Raw genomic sequence first — 17,591 nt, forward strand, 5'->3', positions numbered from 1 at the left:
CGACTCATATTCTCCGAATATTATCCACCGGCTCGGACCGGCGCCGGATCTCCGCAGCGACGCGGCCGGCATAAGAGGCACGGCGACGATGGAAGCGCGTGATTTTGCTGCGTAATGCGCTCCACCGGCCGAACCGGTAATCGTCCGCCATCGCCGTGAGCGCATCATTTGCGGACCCGTCGACTCGAGCCTCCAATGTGCGGATTGTCATGCTTCGCTCGACACAATTGATGATCGAAGCGCGAAGTTCGCCATTGCCGCTGGCAATTGCGATGGTCCGGAAGAGGCCATTGAGCCCCTCGGGATAGGACTGGTGATTCGCGAGCGAGATCAGTCCGCCGGGCAAATCGGGCCTCGGCGTCCTCCCCTTCAACGCCAGCGAAAGGAGAGCGCCGGTCAGCTCCTCGCCGGGGCGCGCGGAGAGCACCGTCGCGGAGACTTCGAGAAACTTGGGTTTGTGCGGATCCATGCGCATCGAATAGCGGATCGCGATCGGGTCCTCGGCAAGCCGCTCGATCCGGACATAGGGGTTCCAGATCCGGTGGTTCTCGAAATCGCCGAGGACCGCCCATATCTGTTCCGGACTATAGGGGAGGTCATGCTCCCGCTCGAACTCCATCAACTTCACTCCTCTATCGATCGGCGGCCGGGCTTTGCCCCGTGCCGATGTCGGTGACGCCCGCAGGCGATGGGTCGGCGTGCGCGCCGCCCGTTGTGAACCAGCGGCGCAGGCGCGGGGCCATCCGGCGTTCGAAGCCCGCCGCGAGGCTGAAGGACGCCGGCACGATCAGCAGCGTCAGCATCGTCGACAGGATGAGCCCGCCGATCACCGTGACCGCCATCGGCGCGCGCCATGCGCCGTCTCCGGTGAGCGAAAGCGCGGTCGGGATCATGCCCGCGACCATCGCGACCGTGGTCATCAGGATCGGTTGCGCGCGCTTGTGTCCGGCGTCGACGATCGCCTCGTCGCGCGGCACCCCGGACGCCATTTCCTCGATCGCGAAATCAACGAGGAGGATGCTGTTCTTGCCGACGATACCGAGCAGCATCAGCACGCCGATGAACACGGGAAGCGAGAGCGGATAGCCCGTCAGCAGCAACGCGACCGCCCCGCCGAGCGGGGCGAGCAGAAGCGAGCCCATGTTGACGAAGGGCGGGATAATCTTGCGATAGAGCAGGATCAGGACCGCCAGCACGAGGAAGATCCCCGATACGACCGCGATCGCGAAATTGCGCAGCATCTCGGCCTGCCACTTGGCACTCCCGAGGACCAGCCGCGTGACCCCGGCGGGCAAGGTCTTGAGTGCCGGCAGCGCTTCGACCTTATCCATCGCCTGACCGGTCACGAGACCCGGAGCAAGGTCGGCCCCGATGGTGAGCTGGCGCACCTGGTTGGTGCGATTGATCTGGGTCGGGCCGGCGCCGAAGCCTATCTCGGCCACGACAGAGAGCGGCACCGTTCCCCCGTTCCGGGTCGGAACAGGCATGTTGCGCAGCGTATCGAGCCGCTCGCGCGCGGTTTCCGCAAGCGCAACGCGGACGGGGATTTGCCGGTCAGACAGCGAGAATTTGGCGCTATTCTGGTCGATCTCGCCAAGCGTCGCGACGCGGATCGACTGGCTCAAAGCCTGTGTCGTTACGCCAAGCTGCGCCGCGAGCGCAAAGCGCGGGCGAATGACGATTTCCGGGCGCTGGAGATTGCCCTCGACACGCGGCGAGCGGATCTCTTTCACCTTGGCCATTTCGGCAAGCAGCCGGTTGCCGACATCCTCGAGCTTCTTCGGGTCGTCGCTGCCGAGCGTGATCGAGATGTCACGGCTGCTGCCGCCGCCGCCGCCATGCTGCGACTGGAAGTTGATGCGGGCATCGGGAACCTGGGCCAGCCGCGGCGCGCGGTCCTTTTCGAACTCGGTCGAGGTAAGCTCGCGATCCTTGCGCAATTTCAGATAGACCGTCGCCGTGCCGACATCGATCCGCGACAAGGCGGATTCGACGAGCGGATCGCGCTTCATGAGATCGGTCACCTCGTCGGCCACCGCCTCGGTCTGTTCAAGCGTTGCACCCGGGGCGAGCTGGATGGCGACGCGGCTCGTGTCGGAATCGATCGACGGCTGGAAGGTCATCGGGAGCAGCGAGAAGCTGAAAATGGTCGCAAAGAGCGCCAGCACCCCGATCCCGACCACCCAGACGCGATGGTCCTTGATGTAACCGAGCCATTTCCAGCGCCCGCCGCGCGCACGCGCGGCAGCGGCCCCGCTGGTGTCGAGGCTCCAGCGCAAGATGCGCATATAGGTGTCGATCAGCGGGCCCTCGCCATGCTTTTGCGGACCCTGCGCGGAGAGAAAATAGGCCGCAAGCATGGGTGTGATCATGCGCGCGACCGCGAGGCTCATCAGCACCGCGGCCACGACCGTCAGTCCGAAATTCTTGAAATATTGCCCGGCGACGCCCGGCATCAGCCCGACCGGCAGGAACACCGCGACGATCGTCATGGTTGTCGCGAGCACCGCGAGGCCGATCTCGTCGGCGGCATCGATCGAGGCCTGATAGGCCGATTTGCCCATCCGCATGTGGCGCACGATATTCTCGATCTCGACGATCGCATCGTCGACCAGCACGCCGGCAACGAGGCTCAATGCGAGCAAGGTCATCATGTTGAGCGAGAAGCCCATGAGGTCCATGAACAGGAAGGTCGGGACCGCCGACAGCGGGATGGCGAGCGCCGAGATCAGCGTCGCGCGCCAGTCGCGCAAGAAAAGGAAGACGACGACGACCGCGAGGATCGCGCCCTCGACCATCGCATTGATCGCCGAATGATATTGGCCCTTGGTATATTCGATGTCGCTGAACAGCTCGGTGAATTTGACCTTGGGGTTTTCCTTTTCGAGTTTTCGCAGCTCCTCGACCGCCGCGTCATAGACGGTGACATCGGAGGCGCCTTTTGCGCGCTCGAAGCCGAAGGTCAGCACCTGCCGCCCGTCCTGCTTCGAGACCGAGCGCTGCTCGGCGTAGAGATCCTTGACCTCGGCGATATCGGCGAGGCGCACGGTCCGGTTCGTCCCGACCGAGATCAGCGTCTCGCCGAGGGCGTTGGCGCTGCTCGCATTGCCGAGGATGCGGACCGCCTGCTCGGAGCCTGCGACCTCCATCCGGCCGCCGGCCGCATTGACGTTGAGCTGGACGAGCTGGGTGTTCACCGCGGCGGCGGTGAGACCATATTCGCCGCTCGAAGCCGAGCAGCGCATCACCTTCCCGATCGAGACCGCGATCGCCGGCATCCCCAACCTTTCCTACACGCGGTCGATCTCGCGCTACGGGCTGAGCCAGGTGACGGTGGTGTTTAAGGACGGCACCGACATCTACTTCGCCCGCCAGCAGGTAAACGAGCGCATACAGGCGGCGAAAGCGCAGCTGCCTGACGGAAGCGAGCCCGAAATGGGGCCGATTTCGACGGGGCTCGGCGAGATCTTCATGTTCTCGGTCGAGGCCAAGCCCGGCGCGAAGAAGCCTGACGGGACGCCCTATAATGCCGAGGATCTGCGGACGATGACCGACTGGGTCATCCGCCCGCAGATGCGCACGGTGCCCGGGGTCGCGGAGATCAACACGATCGGCGGCTATGCCCGCCAATATCATATCACCCCCAATCCCGCCGCGCTGGCTTCGCTCAATCTCTCCCTCAACGACGTCGTCGGCGCGCTGGAGAGCAACAATGCCAACCGCGGCGCGGGCTATGTCGAGCGCGGCGGCGAGCAGATCCTGATCCGCGTTCCCGGCCAGGCCGGCAACGAGCAGGACCTCTCGGAAATCCTGATCACGACGCGCGGCGGCGTGCCCATCCGCATCAAGGATGTGGCCGATGTCGCCATCGGCTCGGGTCTACGGACCGGCGCAGCCACCGAGAATGGCAAGGAAGTCGTGCTCGCCACGGTGGCGATGCTGATCGGCGAAAACCCGCGCGTGGTCGCCCAGGCGTCGGCGGAACGGCTCGAAGAGGCGGCCAAGGCGCTCCCCGAGGGTGTCGAGGTGCGAACGCTCTATGATCGGACGTCGCTCGTCGAGCGGACGATCTGGACGGTCGAGAAGAACCTCGCCGAAGGGGCGCTGCTCGTCATCGTGATCCTCTTCCTGCTGCTCGGGAACTTCCGCGCCGCACTGATCACGGCGGCGGTCATCCCCATCTCGATGCTGATGACGCTCACCGGCATGCTGCAGACGCGCACGTCGGCGAACCTCATGAGCCTCGGCGCGCTGGACTTCGGTCTGATCGTCGACGGGGCGGTCATCATCGTCGAGAATTGCCTCCGGCGTCTCGGCGAAGCGCAGCACCGTCTCGGGCGCCTGCTCGATCGCGACGAACGCTTCGGCCTCGTGGCATCGGCAAGCGCCGAGGTCATCCGCCCGAGCATCTTCGGCATCATCATCATCACGGCGGTCTATCTTCCGATCTTCGCGCTCGAGGGCGTCGAAGGGAAGACCTTCCACCCGATGGCGATCACCGTCGTCCTCGCGCTGACCGCCGCACTCCTGCTCTCGCTCACCTTCGTGCCTGCGGCCGTCGCGCTGTTCGTCACGGGCAAGGTCGAAGAGAAGGAAAACTGGCTGATGCGCCGCCTTGGCCAAGGCTATCGGCCGATGCTCGAGCGGGCGCTCAACTGGCCCAAGGTCGCGATCGCGGGCGCGCTGCTGCTCGTTGTCGCGAGCGGCCTGCTCGCCTCGCGGCTCGGTTCCGAGTTCATCCCCAATCTCGACGAGGGCGACATCGCGATGCATGCGATGCGCATCCCGGGCACCAGTCTCGGGCAATCGATCGAGATGCAGGAAGCGCTCGAATCCCGCATCCGCAAATTCCCCGAAGTCGAACGGGTCTTCGCGAAGATCGGCACGCCCGACGTCGCGACCGACCCCATGCCGCCTTCGGTTGCGGATAATTTCATCATCCTCAAGGACAGGAGCGACTGGCCCGATCCGAGAAAGCCGAGGGAACAGCTGGTTGCCGAACTCAACAAGGCGGTCGCCGAAATCCCCGGCAACAATTACGAGTTCACGCAGCCCGTCCAGATGCGCATGAACGAGCTGATTGCGGGTGTTCGCTCGGACGTCGCGATCAAGCTCTTCGGCGACGATCTCGATCAATTGCTCAAGACCGGGCAGGCAATCGAGGAGATGGTCGGCGGCGTCGAGGGCGCACAGGATGTGAAGCTCGAACAGGTCACCGGCCTGCCGATGCTTTCCGTCACGCCGCGCAGGGACAGTCTCGCCCGCTACGGCGTCAGCCTCCAGACGCTTCAGGATGCCGTCTCGACTGCAACCGGTGGACGGGCGGCCGGGCAATTGTTCGAGGGCGACCGGCGTTTCGACGTCGTCGTGCGCTTGCCGGAGGATATGCGAACGAACCTGCCGGCACTCGGCAATCTGCCGGTGGCACTTCCCAATGGCGGGTGGGTCCCGCTCTCGGAACTTGCCGACATCTCGCTTGCCGCCGGCCCCAACCAGGTCAGCCGCGAGAATGGGAAGCGGCGGGCCGTCGTGACCGCGAACGTCCGGGGCCGCGACCTCGGTTCGTTCGTGGAGGAGCTGCAGGCCAAGGTCGACAGCGAGGTTGAACTGCCCGAGGGCTATTATGTCGAATATGGCGGCACCTTCGAGCAGCTCCAGTCGGCAGCGACCCGGCTCCAGATCGTGGTGCCGGTGGTGCTGCTGCTGATCTTCGGACTGCTGTTCAGCCTCTTCGGATCGGTTCGGGATGCGGCGATCGTCTTCTCCGGAGTGCCACTCGCGCTGACGGGAGGCGTGGCCGCGCTGGCCCTTCGCGGCATTCCGCTGTCGATCTCCGCGGGTGTCGGCTTCATCGCGCTCTCGGGCGTGGCGGTGCTCAACGGGGTCGTGATGCTCTCCTTCATCAAGGATTTGCGCGAGCGCGGCAAAGAGCTGCTCGAGGCGATCCGCGAAGGCGCGCTCACGCGCTTGAGACCGGTGATGATGACCGCATTGGTCGCCTCGCTCGGCTTCGTGCCGATGGCGGTCAATGTGGGTGCGGGCTCGGAAGTCCAAAGGCCGCTGGCGACGGTCGTGATCGGCGGGATCATCTCGTCGACGATCCTGACGCTGCTCGTGCTCCCGGCGCTTTACATGCTCGTGCATCGCCGCGCCGAGCAGAAGGAGCGGCCGAGCACCCCACCGGCGGAGGGCGTGCCCGTCCCCGCGGAATGAAACCCCCCGTTGCCGCCGCGACGCTCCCCCGACGAAGGCGGCAACGGGACATACTGGGCGGAACCTCGTCGAGGTTCCGCTCCTTCTTCAGGAAGAGCGAAGGAAGGACACGGTTATGACGAACAGCCAGGCGAACGCCGACCTCGAACGCCGCACCCTCTGGATCGTCCTTCTGCTCAACGCCGCGATCGCCGCCGCTTTTCTTGTCACAGGCGCCATCGGCGATTCCAGCGCGCTCATCGCCAACGGCCTCGACAATTTCTCCGACGCCGCCGTCTATGCGCTGAGCCTCGTGGCGCTCCGCCACGGCCTGTTGTGGAAGACCCGCGCCGCCACGGCATCGGGCATCATGCTGCTCATCTTTGCCGCCGGCGTTCTCTTCGACGTCGGGCGCCGCTACCTTCAGGGAAGCGAGCCGATCGGCCAGACGATGATGATCATGTCGGCGGTCGCCGCTGTCGTGAACTATATCTGCCTGAAGCTGCTCCAGCGGATTCAGAAGCCCGACGTCAACCTGCGCGCCGCGACCACCTTCAGCTTCAACGATTTCATTTCTAACGGCGGCATCCTGATCGCCGGCGTGCTCGTCTGGTGGCTCGGGACGAACTGGCCCGATCTTCTGGTCGGGTTCGCGACCGCGCTGATCGCCATCAAGGGCGGCATCGAGATTCTTCGCGACGCGCGCGCTGAGGCGCGCAAACGGGCGGACGGCGAGGATTGACACCCGATGTGGAGCGACCCCGTCATCACGGATAGCGCAGCCGACCGCCGTTTCAGGGAGCAGGCAAAGGCGCTCGGCCTCGATCCGGACAGCAAATGGGTGGGCGGCTATGTTCCCGTCGCCGCGCGGGAAATCCGGCATCTCCTCGCCGCCTATGCCGGGAAAATAGAAGGGCAGAGGCTTCTCGAGTTTGGCTGCAATTATGGCGCAAGCGCGATCGTTGCCGCAAAGATGGGAGCCGCGGTCACCGCAATCGACGTCGATGAAGAGGCCATCGCGCTCGCACGGCTCAACGCCGAACGATATGGTGCCGGCGCGGCCGTGGACTTTCGCCATGTCCCCGACACGCGGCACATTCCCTTTCCCGACGAAAGCTTCGACATCGTCCTCGCCATCAGCGTCCTCGAATATGTGCGGCGCGAGGAGTTGGCGGATATTCTGCTGGAGCTGCGGCGGCTGCTGCGCCCGGGCGGGCTCCTGCTCGTGTCGGGAACGGCGAGCCGCCTAGCGCCGCGCGAGGTTCATTCGGGACGCTGGTTCGTCAACTATTGGCCGCGATGGGTCGATCGCAAACTGCCGGGACGCACGTCAGAGTTTCAGCGCGGCCTCAATCCGCTTCGCCTCGTCCGCGCCTTCACCGACTATGAAAATCTCGACCGCGCCGACAGGGGCGCACGCTGGTGCGCGGCTCGCAAAGCGATGGGACAATCGCCCGCGAAACTTCGAGCCGCGCGATGGCTCGCTCGCCTCGCCGCGCCGCTCGGCCTGTCCGTCGGCATGGTCGGATCAAGCTTCAGCGCCGCCTGGCGAAAGCCGGGCGCGATCCGGCCGTAATCCCCGCGACCGCGCGCTGATGCCCGGCGCCAAACACAAAAGAAAAGGGCCGGGTCGCGTGTGCGGCCCGGCCCCCTCATGGATCGCTTCCGCGAGCCTTACATTGCGCGCTTCATTTCGCTGTGCGCGCCCTGCGCCTTGACGATTACCGTTACCGGCGCATCGCCGCGGTTGCGCCAGAACCAGCCGTGATTCCCGTCGAACTCGGCCGTCATCACGCCGTCGTCGCGGGTCACATTGCGATCCTTCTTGTAGCTGATCGACTTGCCGCCGCCGTCGCCATGGACGTCGACATTGACCGGTCCGCCGACCGCGGTCCAGGCGAAGTTGGACTTGCCGCCCGCCTTCATGACCAGCTTCACTTCGGCGCCTTCGCCTGGGGCGAGCGTGATGCGAAGCTCGTCCTGACGTCCTCCGGCTGCGGCGGCCGGAGCCGCACCCTCGGCCTCCGCCGCTACATCCTCCGGTGCGGCCTCGGCTTCGCCGACCGTCATGCCCGATGCCGCGGCCTCGATCTGGGCGCTCTTGTCCGCGGCGCGGTCTGCGGCCGCCTCCTCGGCGAGCTGCGTCTTGATCTCGCCCATTTCGGTAAGGCCAAGCACGCGCCCGACGCCGGTCGGGTCGATCGCATATTCGGACGGCAGGACGACGGTGACGAGCAGCACACCCGCCGTCGCCATGGCGATGACGGTCGAGGTGATGAGCTTGCCGGTGCTCGGCAGCTCGGACTTCGAGGGAATATTCGAATTATACATGAGACAAGTCCTTGATTAGGAGACCGCGTAGCCGGTCAGCTGATATCCGATGAGAAGGAAGCCCGCGGCCATCATGACCACGTTCGCGGTATAAGCGTGCTTCCAGAAGCTGTCGGTCCGGCGCCAGAAGCCCATCACGATCAGGATCGCGCCGAGCGCGAGAAGCTGGCCGATTTCGACCCCGACGTTGAAGGCGAGCAGGTTCGGCAGCAGCCCGTCCGGCGAGATGTCATACTCGATGATCTTCGTGGCGAGGCCGAAGCCATGGCAGAAGCCGAATATGAGCGTCGCAACCTTGGTGTTCGGCTGGAAGCCGAACCAGCGCTGATAGGCGCCGAGATTGTCGAGTGCCTTGTAGACGATCGAGAAGCCGATGATCGCATCGATGATATAGCTGTTGATCCCGAAGTCGAAGAAGACCCCGAGCAGCATCGTCGTCGAATGGCCGATCGCGAAGAGGCTGACGTACAGCGCGATATGCTTCATCCGGTAGAGGAAGAAGATGATGCCGAAGAGGAAGAGGATATGGTCGTAACCGGTGACCATATGCTTCGCGCCGAGATACATGAAGGCGAGGATGTTCACCCCGCTGATCTCCTGGATATATCCCTTGTCACCTTCGGCGACGGCATGGGCCATGGCCTCACCCGTCGCGAAGACGAAGGACATGGCGGCGAGAACGAAAAACAGCAGGAATCGCCAGCGCGCACTATCCATGCGCCCTGGCCCTGTAAGAGCCTTGATCATAAAATTATCCTGAAATGCGTAGATGGATGCCGCGACAAGCGGCGTCGATTTCGCAGTCAGGCGCGGTCGGGTGGGCGGTCGAGCCTTGGCCCCCTGCGACCGTCGAGCGCCGCGGGCGCGAAGCCGGTCCAGGTCGCTGTCACGACCGACGGGTCGATCCGGAGAGCCGGAGTGGCGAGTGGCGGATCATGATTGTGATCGGCAGGGTTATGCCCGTGCATGTGACCCGCACCGCGCTCATTCTCGTCGCCGGTGTCGTGGGAATGCCCATGATCGGCAACCTCGGCAGCGAGCTCGGCGTGCCGCTCGGCCTCGGCCGCGAGCATTGCGACCGGGCTGTGGCTGACCGCCGTGTTGGCGACGGACAGCAGCATCGCCGCCGCCGTCAGGCAGAGCATCATCAGCATTAAAAGGCTAGGGCGCGAGCGGCGGAGCATGAGCGGGTCAGGGAAAATCCGTAAGGGGCCGGAGCTAGAGATACTTCGAAATGGCGCGAAACTCGGCCATCGCCTTGTCGCCCACGTCCGCGTCGCCGCCGATACAATGACCGATATGGTCCTCGATCAGCGTGCGCTTGGCATTGGCGACCGCTTTCTCGACGGCCGACAGCTGCATCGCGATATCGGTGCAGGGACGGCCTTCCTCGATCATGCCGACGATGCTCTTCAGATGCCCCGTCGCGCGGTTGAGGCGTTTGATGATCGCGGGATGGGTCGTGTGCTGATGCGGGTGATGATGGTCGGCCATGGTCAAATCTCTGCGGTCGAGGAGCTCTTGGGCTCGCAACCTTAATATCTCTCAAATTTCCGCGGTGCAGTTGACGTCATCGCGGCGGCTTGTCTATAGGGCCCATATCCCCCCAGGGGGATATATTTCAAGCCCGGAAAAATGCTCGCAGTACTCGCCAATCGCACTTATCGGCATCTCCTGCTCGCCCAGATCATCGCATTGGTCGGGACGGGGCTGGCGACGATTGCGCTCGGACTTCTGGCTTATGACATCGCCGGCGGCGACGCGGGCGTCGTGCTCGGCACCGCGCTCGCGATCAAGATGGCTGCCTATATCGGGATCGCGCCGATCGCCGGAGCCTTCGCCGACCGGGTGCCGCGGCGCGCGCTTCTGGTCACGCTCGATCTCGTTCGCGCTGCGGTCGCGATCTGCCTGCCGTTCGTCAGCGAAATCTGGCAAATCTATCTTCTGATCTTCGTTCTCCAGTCGGCATCCGCGGCCTTCACGCCCACGTTCCAGGCGACGATCCCCGACGTATTGCCCGACGAGCGCGACTATACGCGCGCCCTGTCGCTCTCGCGGCTCGCCTATGACATGGAGAATATCACGAGCCCGCTGCTCGCCGCCGCGCTCCTAACCGTCATCAACTTTCACTGGCTCTTTTCGGGGACCGCCGTCGGCTTCATCGCCTCTGCGCTCCTCGTGCTGTCGGTCACCCTGCCGCGCCCCGAGCGTTCGGCCAGCCGCGACACCAGCATCTATGCCAAGACGACCCGCGGCATTCGCATCTATCTGAAGACGCCGCGGCTGCGCGGGCTCCTCGCGGTCACGCTTGCCGCCGCGGCGGCAAGCTCGATGGTCATCGTCAACACGGTCGTCATCGTCCGCGACCGGCTCGGCATGACCCAGCAGGATGTCGCGCTCACGCTTGCGGCCTATGGCTTCGGATCGATGGCCGCCGCCTTCATCCTGCCGCGCATCCTCGACCGGATTCCGGATCGGCGCGTGATGCTGCTTTCGGCCGCCATCCTCGTGGCGGGGCTCGCCGCGCTCGCTTGGATCAGCAGCATCGTGCCGGCGGGCATGACCTATTGGTATATCCTGCTCGGCGGCTGGGCGGTTCTCGGCATTGCCTATTCGATGAGCATCACGCCTTCGGGACGGCTGCTCAAGCGCTCCGCAAATGCCGAAGACCGGCCGGCGCTGTTCGCAGCGCAGTTCGCGCTCAGTCACATCTGCTGGCTCATAACCTATCCGCTGGTCGGACAGCTGGGCGCGGGGGTCTCGATGACCGCCGCCTTTGCCGCCATGGCGGCAATTGCCCTTTTCGGGACCTTGCTCGGCCTCCTGCTCTGGCCTGCGAGCGATCCCGATGCGATCGCGCACGATCACCCCGATCTGCCGGCCGACCATGAACATCTGCGGCGCCAACATGCCGATGGTGCGAGCCACGCTTATGTGATCGACGATCTCCACGAGCGATGGGTGGGCAAGCCATGACGCGCGCGCGTCCTTCCGCCACGGTGGCGCGGCGTCGCGTTATGCGATTGCTGCCCGGCGCCGCGCTTTGGTTCGGCGCCCTGCTCGCCATTCTCGCGCTCGCCAATGTGATGGGCGCGAGCGGCTGGCACGGCGCGCTGGCAGGCCACGACGATTCGCAGGTTACGGCGGCCGTGGCGCACCATGACGATGGCGAAACCTCACCCCCCGAGATCGATCTTCACAAGATCACGCACGGGATGATGCAGGGTCTCGCCGACATCTCGCCGCAACTTCAAATCTGGTCGGGCTTCCTGCTCGCCGGAGCCCGTTGGGCCTACCGGCTCGATCTCGACTGGGCGAGCACCGCGCCCGAGGGACTTCTGCGACCGCCTAGAATGTGAGGCTGCGCGCCGGTCGCCGGCGCCTGCATCCTTCATTCTAGGAGATTTTCCATGACCGATATGATCGGCCAGCGACGCCTGCGCAGGGCGTTCCTGGGCCTATGTACCGCCGTCGGCGCGCTTGCCGCCGCGAATGCTGCTGCGCAACCCGCACCTTCGTTCGACCAACTCTTCGGCCAAAGCGCCGAGGCGCCGCGAACGCAGATCATCGAAGCCGATATCGCCCGTGCCGAAGGCCTTGCCGAGCAAGCCCGGGTGCGTCCCAATCCGACCGTCAGCGGCCTCGCCGAGAATATCGGCGGCAAGCAGCCTTATAGCGGGTTCAACCGCTCCGAAACGACGATCCAATACAACCAGCCGTTCGAACTCGGCGGCAAACGCTCTGCGCGCATCGCCGCCGGCGAAGCGGGTGTTGTGGCGGCGCGGGCGCGCGGGCGCGAAGCCTTGCTCACCTACGCCTATGATCTTGCCCGGGCCTATGCCGCGGCCGAGATCGCCGACCGCCGCCTTGCCCTGACCGAGGGCAGCCTCAGCGAGGCCCGCGACGATCTTCGTATCGCGGCGGCGCTCGTCGATGCGGGCAAGGAAACAAGGCTTCGCCGGCTGCAGGCCGAGACCGAGGTGGCGACGCTCCAGGCCGCGATATCGACGGCAAGGGCAGAGCGGGTCCAGGCCTATGCCCTGCTGTCCGCGCTGGCGGGCCAGGGGATGAGCTACACCAGCCTCTCCGAGCGGGTGCTGGCGCGGTTCGAGGCAACGCCCAAATATGGGCCGGCCGATCCGCTGCAAACGGCGCCTTATCTCGCGGCACAGGCGGAACGCGAAGCGGCCGCCTACCGCGTCGAGGTCGCGAAGCGTCAGGCGATTCCCGATGTCACCGTCTCGCTCGGCGTCCGCCGTATCGAGGCCGACAAGGCGAATGCGATGCTCGTCGGCGTCAGCGTGCCGCTGCCGCTCTTCGATCGCAACCGCGGCAATATCTCGGCGGCACTCGCGGAAAAACAGGGCGCCGAAGCGCGCGCGACGGCGGCGCGCCTCGACGCCGAGGCGGGCATCAAGTCGGCGATGGCCTTCAACGAGGCCGCCGACGAGCGTGTCGCCGCCGCCGAGCAGACGTTCGAGACCGCCGACGAGGCCTATCGGCTCGCTCGCATCGCCTATGAGGCGGGCAAGTCCCCGCTCATCGAACTCATCGCCGCGCGGCGCGGTCTCAGTGCCGCGCGCGGCACGCTGCTCGACGCGCTGTCCGAGAGGTTCGACGCGCGCGCTGCGCTCGCCCGTCTCCAGGGCCGCACCATCACAGGGGAGGAAATCCAATGACCGAGAAGAATCGTTTCTATGCCGGCGCGGCGACCGCGTTGGCGCTTGCCGTGGCCCTGGGCTTCGGGATCGCTCAACTCACCGGGAGCGATGCTCCGGCTCCCGAGGCTCCGGCCAAGGCCGAGGCCGCGCCGTCCAATGAGGTGGTGATCTCGGCCGACGGGATTTCGCTGTCGCAGATCGGGGTCGCGCCCGCGGCAGGCGGCGAACTCGATGCCGCGATACCCGCCGCAGCCACGGTCGAGGCGACACCCGATGCCGTCGCCGTGCTCACGGCGCGCGCGCCGGGAACGGTGACGCGCATCTTCAAGCGGATCGGCGATCCGGTGCGGGCCGGCGAAACGCTGGCGCTCGTCGAAAGCCGCGATGCCTCGACGATCGCGACCGACCGCGACGCTGCCGCCGCTCGCGAGCGGCTGGCAGCGCGCCAGCTCGAACGCGAGAAGAGGCTGCTCGGTCAGGGGGTGAGCCCGAGGGCCGACTATGAAATCGCCGAGGCCAATCTCGCGGTGGCGCAGGCGGAAGCGCGGCGCGCGAGCGCCGCTGCCGGTGCCGCAAAGGTCGCCTCGGACGGGCGGTCGGTCGCCGTCGTCAGTCCCGTGACCGGACGTGTTACCGCGGCGCAAGCCAATCTCGGCCAGTTCGTCGCCGCCGAGTCCGAACTGTTCCGGGTCGCCGATCCCAGCCGGATGCAGATCACCGCGAGCCTGCCGCCGGCCGATGCCGGCCGCGTCCGCGCGGGAGACCGGGTCGAGCTAACGACGAACGACGGCCGCATGATCGAGGGGCGCGTGCGCTCCGAAACCGGCGTCGTCGATCCGACGACCCGGTCGGCGACCGTGGTCATCACACCCTCGGTCGCGGGCACGCTGCTTCCCGGGCAGCTGGTGAAGGCCCGCATCTTCGCGAGCGGCGGCGCCATCACCAACGGAGTCATGGTCCCGCAGGATGCCGTGCAGACGATCGGCGACCGCACGGTCGTTTTCGTCCGCACCACGAAGGGCTTCCGGGCGCAGACCGTGCAGGTCGGCGGGCGCAGCGCCGGGCTCGTCTCGATCCTCTCGGGGATCAAGGCGGGCACGCCGATCGCGACCACCAACGCCTTCCTGCTCAAGGCCGAGCTTGAAAAGGAGGCAGCGGAATGATCGCGCGCATCCTCAGTCTCTCGGTCAGGGGGCGATGGTTCGTCGCCTTCCTGACCCTGATCGTTTTCGGCTTCGGCCTCTGGCAGATTACCAAGCTGCCGATCGACGCCGTGCCCGACGTCACCAACCGCCAGGTCCAGATCAACACTTTCAATCCGACGCTCGGCCCGGTCGACATGGAAAAGCAGGTAACCTTTCCTGTCGAGACGGCGCTCGCCGGGATTCCCGGGCTGACGCTGACCCGCTCGCTCACGCGCAACGGCTTCAGCCAGGTCACGGCGGTGTTCACCGATGACACCGACATCTATTTCGCGCGTCAGCAGGTGACCGAACGCCTCGCGCAGGCGAAGGACAGCCTGCCCGACGGGGTCCAGCCCAACCTGTCGCCGCTCAGCACGGGTCTCGGCGAAATCTTCTTCTACTCGGTCGCCTTCCGCCACCCGGATGGAAAGCAGACAAATATCGTCGACGGCAAGCCCGGCTGGCAATCGGACGGCGCCTACCTCACCCCCGAGGGCGAGCGTCTGACGACCGAACTGGCCAAAGCTGCCTATCTGCGCACGGTCCAGGACTGGATCATCCGTCCGCAGATGCGAACGGTTCCAGGGGTTGCCGGCGTCGATTCCAACGGCGGCTATGTGAAGCAATATCTCGTTCAGCCCAATCTCAACGCGCTGTCGACTTACGGCCTCTCGATCACCGAACTGGCCGACGCGCTCGAACGCGCCAATCTATCGGCGGGCTCCAACTATGTGCGCCGGGCCGGCGAGAGCTTTCTCGTTCGCGCCGACGCGCGGCTGAAGTCGATCGAGGATATCCAGGAAGCCGTCGTCGCGACGCGCGCGGGCGTTCCCGTTCGCGTGAAGGATGTCGGCGAAGTGGTGATCGGGGGCGCGGTGCGCACCGGGTCGGGCAGCCGCATGGGCTCGGAGGCGGTCATTTCGACCGTGCTGATGCTCACTGGCGACAATAGCCGTATCGTCGCCACCAGCGCGGCCGAGAAACTGACGGCGATCAACAAGAACCTGCCGCCGGACGTGTTCGCCGAGCCCGTCTATAACCGCTCGAAGCTGGTCAATGCGACGATCGCCACCGTCGAGAAGAATCTCGTCGAGGGCGCCTTGCTCGTCATCGCGGTGCTCTTCCTGCTGCTCGGCAATATCCGCGCCGCGCTGATCACCGCTGCGGTCATTCCGATCACGATGCTGATGACGGCATCGGGCATGAACGCGCTCGGCGTCTCGGGCAATCTGATGAGTCTCGGCGCGCTCGACTTCGGCCTGATCGTCGATGGCGCCGTCATCATCGTCGAAAATGCCCTGCGCCGGCTTGCCGAAAGGCAGGAGCATGAAGGGCGTTTGCTCAGCCGCTCCGAACGAATGGAGGAAACCACGCTTGCGGCGCAGGAGATGATCCGGCCGACCGTCTATGGTCAGCTCATCATCTTCCTCGTCTTCGTACCGCTGCTCACCTTCCAGGGCGTCGAGGGCAAGACCTTCGCGCCGATGGCGATCACCCTGATGCTCGCACTCGCAGCCGCCTTCGTCCTCTCGCTGACCTTCATCCCCGCGATGATCGCCATCGTGATCAAGGGCAAGGTCAGCGAGACCGAGGTCAAGCCGATCCGCTGGTTCAAGGAGAAATATGAGCCGCTCCTGAAAAAGGCCGTCGCGCGCCCGCAGCCCTTCGTGGCGTCAGGCGTCGGCGTCTTCCTCGCCGCGGTGCTGGCATTCGGCTTCCTCGGTGAGGAGTTCATGCCGCAGCTCGACGAGAAGGACATCACGGTCACCAACTTCCGCGTGCCCTCGGCGTCGATCGACCAGTCGACGCAGATGCAGCTTCGCATCGAGGATGCGCTGAAGTCCTTGCCCGAGGTTGCGCTCGTCTTCTCGAAGAACGGGAATGCCGATCTCGGGACCGACCCGATGCCGCCCAATGCGTCGGACACTTATGTGATTCCGAAGCCGGAAGACGAATGGCCAGCCGAGGTGAAGAGCAAGGAGGACATCCTTCGCCGCATCGAGGAGCGGATGAAACCGCTCATCGGCAATCGCACCGAGATTCAGCAGCCGATCCAGATGCGCTTCAACGAACTGATCGCCGGCGTTCGCGCCGACGTGGCCGTGAAGCTCTACGGAGACGATCTCGACGCCATGAGCGTGCAGGCGAACCGCATCGCGGGGGTTTTGCGGCGTATTCCGGGTGCAGGCGACGTCAGCGCCGAGCAGACGTCGGGGGCTCCGACCTTCGACGTCAAGATCGATCACCAGGCGGCAGCCCGCTACGGGCTGTCGGTCGAGGAGGTCGCGAACACGGTTGCGGCTGCGCTCGGCGGGCGGGAGGCCGGACTTCTCTTCGAGGGCGATCGCCGCTTCTCGGTGGTCGTCCGCCTGCCCGATGCCCAGCGCGACGACCTCGAGACATTGGGTTCGATCCCGGTGATGCTCGCGGCGGGCGAAGGGCAGATCGCGAGCTCGATCCCGCTCCGCGAAGTAGCAAAGTTCAGCTACACGCAGGGCCTCAACCAGATCAGCCGCGAAAATGGCAAGCGGATGGTCGTGGTGCAGGTCAATGTGCGCGGCCGCGATCTCGGCGGTTTCGTCACCGAGGCGCAGGACAAGATCGGGGCGCTCGACCTGCCAGCGGGCATGTATACCGATTGGGGCGGCACGTTCGAAAGTCTCCAGTCGGCCCGGCTTCGCCTGCTGATCGTGGTGCCGATCTGCTTCCTTGCCATTTACGCCCTGCTTTACATGGCGCTCGGCGGCTTCCGGCCGGCGGCGATCGTGTTCAGCGCGGTGCCGATGGCCCTCGCGGGCGGCGTCTTCGCGCTGCTGCTGCGGGGAATCCCCTTCTCGATCACGGCCGCGGTCGGGTTCATCGCGCTATCGGGCGTCGCCGTCCTCAACGGCCTCGTCATGATGAGCGCGATCCGCAGCCGCCGCGATGCGGGAATCGGGGATGATGAAGCGATCATCGGCGGCGCGATGGAGCGCGTGCGTCCGGTACTGATGACGGCGCTCGTGGCGAGCCTCGGCTTTGTGCCGATGGCGCTTGCAACGGGAACCGGCGCCGAGGTCCAGCGGCCGCTGGCCACGGTCGTCATCGGCGGCCTGATCACCTGCACCGCGCTCACCCTGCTCGTCCTGCCGGCGATCTCGGCCTGGCTCTATCGCCGGTCCGCAGCCGCCAACCAGCGGCCGGGCGATACGGTGGAACCGGCCACGGCAAGCTGACTTGTCCG

Annotated in this window: 14 protein-coding genes; 8 read left to right on the plus strand and 6 right to left on the minus strand. The window is 65.5% G+C overall.

What is annotated here, in order from left to right; translation table 11 throughout:
* Window positions 1-4: 4 nt before the first annotated feature.
* Together L0963_RS17470 and L0963_RS17475 are read right to left on the minus strand one after the other, a co-directional pair.
* Complete coding sequence (locus L0963_RS17470) at window positions 5-622, minus strand: hypothetical protein (RefSeq protein ID WP_234180886.1); 618 nt, start codon at window positions 620-622, stop codon at window positions 5-7.
* 10 nt (window positions 623-632) lie between these two features.
* Window positions 633-3,278, minus strand: coding sequence for an efflux RND transporter permease subunit (locus L0963_RS17475; protein WP_234180888.1), 2,646 nt, complete (start codon window positions 3,276-3,278; stop codon window positions 633-635).
* On the opposite strand from L0963_RS17475, the gene L0963_RS17480 reads away from it, so the two are divergent.
* The 3 genes from L0963_RS17480 (at window position 3,208) to L0963_RS17490 (ending at window position 7,768) form a co-directional block, all read left to right on the plus strand.
* Window positions 3,208-6,213 carry an efflux RND transporter permease subunit gene (locus L0963_RS17480; protein WP_294033978.1) on the plus strand — a complete coding sequence of 1,002 codons (3,006 nt, stop codon included), beginning with the start codon at window positions 3,208-3,210 and terminating at the stop codon, window positions 6,211-6,213. The two genes, L0963_RS17475 and L0963_RS17480, sit on opposite strands and share 71 nt — an antisense overlap.
* A 115-nt stretch (window positions 6,214-6,328) precedes the next feature.
* A complete protein-coding gene (locus L0963_RS17485; protein WP_234180890.1) occupies window positions 6,329-6,934 on the plus strand; it encodes a cation transporter in 606 nt (201 codons plus the stop codon).
* A 6-nt stretch (window positions 6,935-6,940) separates the two neighbouring features.
* Window positions 6,941-7,768, plus strand: a complete 828-nt coding sequence (locus L0963_RS17490; protein ID WP_234180892.1) for a class I SAM-dependent methyltransferase — start codon at window positions 6,941-6,943, stop codon at window positions 7,766-7,768.
* Window positions 7,769-7,866: 98 nt separating this feature from the next.
* On the opposite strand, the gene L0963_RS17495 is transcribed toward L0963_RS17490, so the two are convergent.
* From L0963_RS17495 to L0963_RS17510, 4 genes are all read right to left on the minus strand, one after another.
* Complete coding sequence (locus L0963_RS17495) at window positions 7,867-8,523, minus strand: transmembrane anchor protein (protein ID WP_234180895.1); 657 nt, start codon at window positions 8,521-8,523, stop codon at window positions 7,867-7,869.
* A 15-nt stretch (window positions 8,524-8,538) separates the two neighbouring features.
* Complete coding sequence (locus L0963_RS17500) at window positions 8,539-9,240, minus strand: HupE/UreJ family protein (RefSeq protein ID WP_407047199.1); 702 nt, start codon at window positions 9,238-9,240, stop codon at window positions 8,539-8,541.
* 86 nt (window positions 9,241-9,326) lie between these two features.
* The gene (locus L0963_RS17505) at window positions 9,327-9,671 is read right to left on the minus strand and encodes a hypothetical protein (RefSeq protein ID WP_234180897.1); all 345 of its coding nucleotides are present in this window, start codon (window positions 9,669-9,671) and stop codon (window positions 9,327-9,329) included.
* Window positions 9,672-9,741: 70 nt separating this feature from the next.
* Entirely contained in the window at window positions 9,742-10,017 is a 276-nt protein-coding gene (locus L0963_RS17510) for a metal-sensing transcriptional repressor (RefSeq protein ID WP_217372986.1), read from the minus strand.
* A gap of 141 nt (window positions 10,018-10,158) precedes the next feature.
* Between L0963_RS17510 and L0963_RS17515 the strand changes: the two genes are divergently transcribed.
* Genes L0963_RS17515 through L0963_RS17535 form a run of 5 tightly spaced genes read left to right on the plus strand, consistent with a single transcriptional unit; the run spans window position 10,159 to window position 17,583 of the window.
* Complete coding sequence (locus tag L0963_RS17515; RefSeq protein WP_234180899.1) at window positions 10,159-11,499, plus strand: MFS transporter; 1,341 nt, start codon at window positions 10,159-10,161, stop codon at window positions 11,497-11,499.
* 41 nt (window positions 11,500-11,540) lie between these two features.
* The gene (locus L0963_RS17520) at window positions 11,541-11,882 is read left to right on the plus strand and encodes a hypothetical protein (RefSeq protein WP_217372984.1); all 342 of its coding nucleotides are present in this window, start codon (window positions 11,541-11,543) and stop codon (window positions 11,880-11,882) included.
* Window positions 11,883-11,933: 51 nt separating this feature from the next.
* Window positions 11,934-13,202 (plus strand): TolC family protein, encoded by a 1,269-nt coding sequence (locus L0963_RS17525; protein WP_234180901.1) that lies wholly within the window; start codon window positions 11,934-11,936, stop codon window positions 13,200-13,202.
* A complete protein-coding gene (locus L0963_RS17530; RefSeq protein ID WP_234180903.1) occupies window positions 13,199-14,347 on the plus strand; it encodes an efflux RND transporter periplasmic adaptor subunit in 1,149 nt (382 codons plus the stop codon). The genes L0963_RS17525 and L0963_RS17530 overlap by 4 nt, the downstream gene beginning before the upstream one ends.
* Window positions 14,344-17,583, plus strand: a complete 3,240-nt coding sequence (locus tag L0963_RS17535; RefSeq protein ID WP_234180905.1) for an efflux RND transporter permease subunit — start codon at window positions 14,344-14,346, stop codon at window positions 17,581-17,583. The genes L0963_RS17530 and L0963_RS17535 overlap by 4 nt, the downstream gene beginning before the upstream one ends.
* Window positions 17,584-17,591 lie beyond the last annotated feature (8 nt).

This window comes from Sphingopyxis sp. NFH-91, assembly GCF_021401285.1.
Classification (GTDB): Bacteria; Pseudomonadota; Alphaproteobacteria; order Sphingomonadales; family Sphingomonadaceae; genus Sphingopyxis; species Sphingopyxis terrae_A.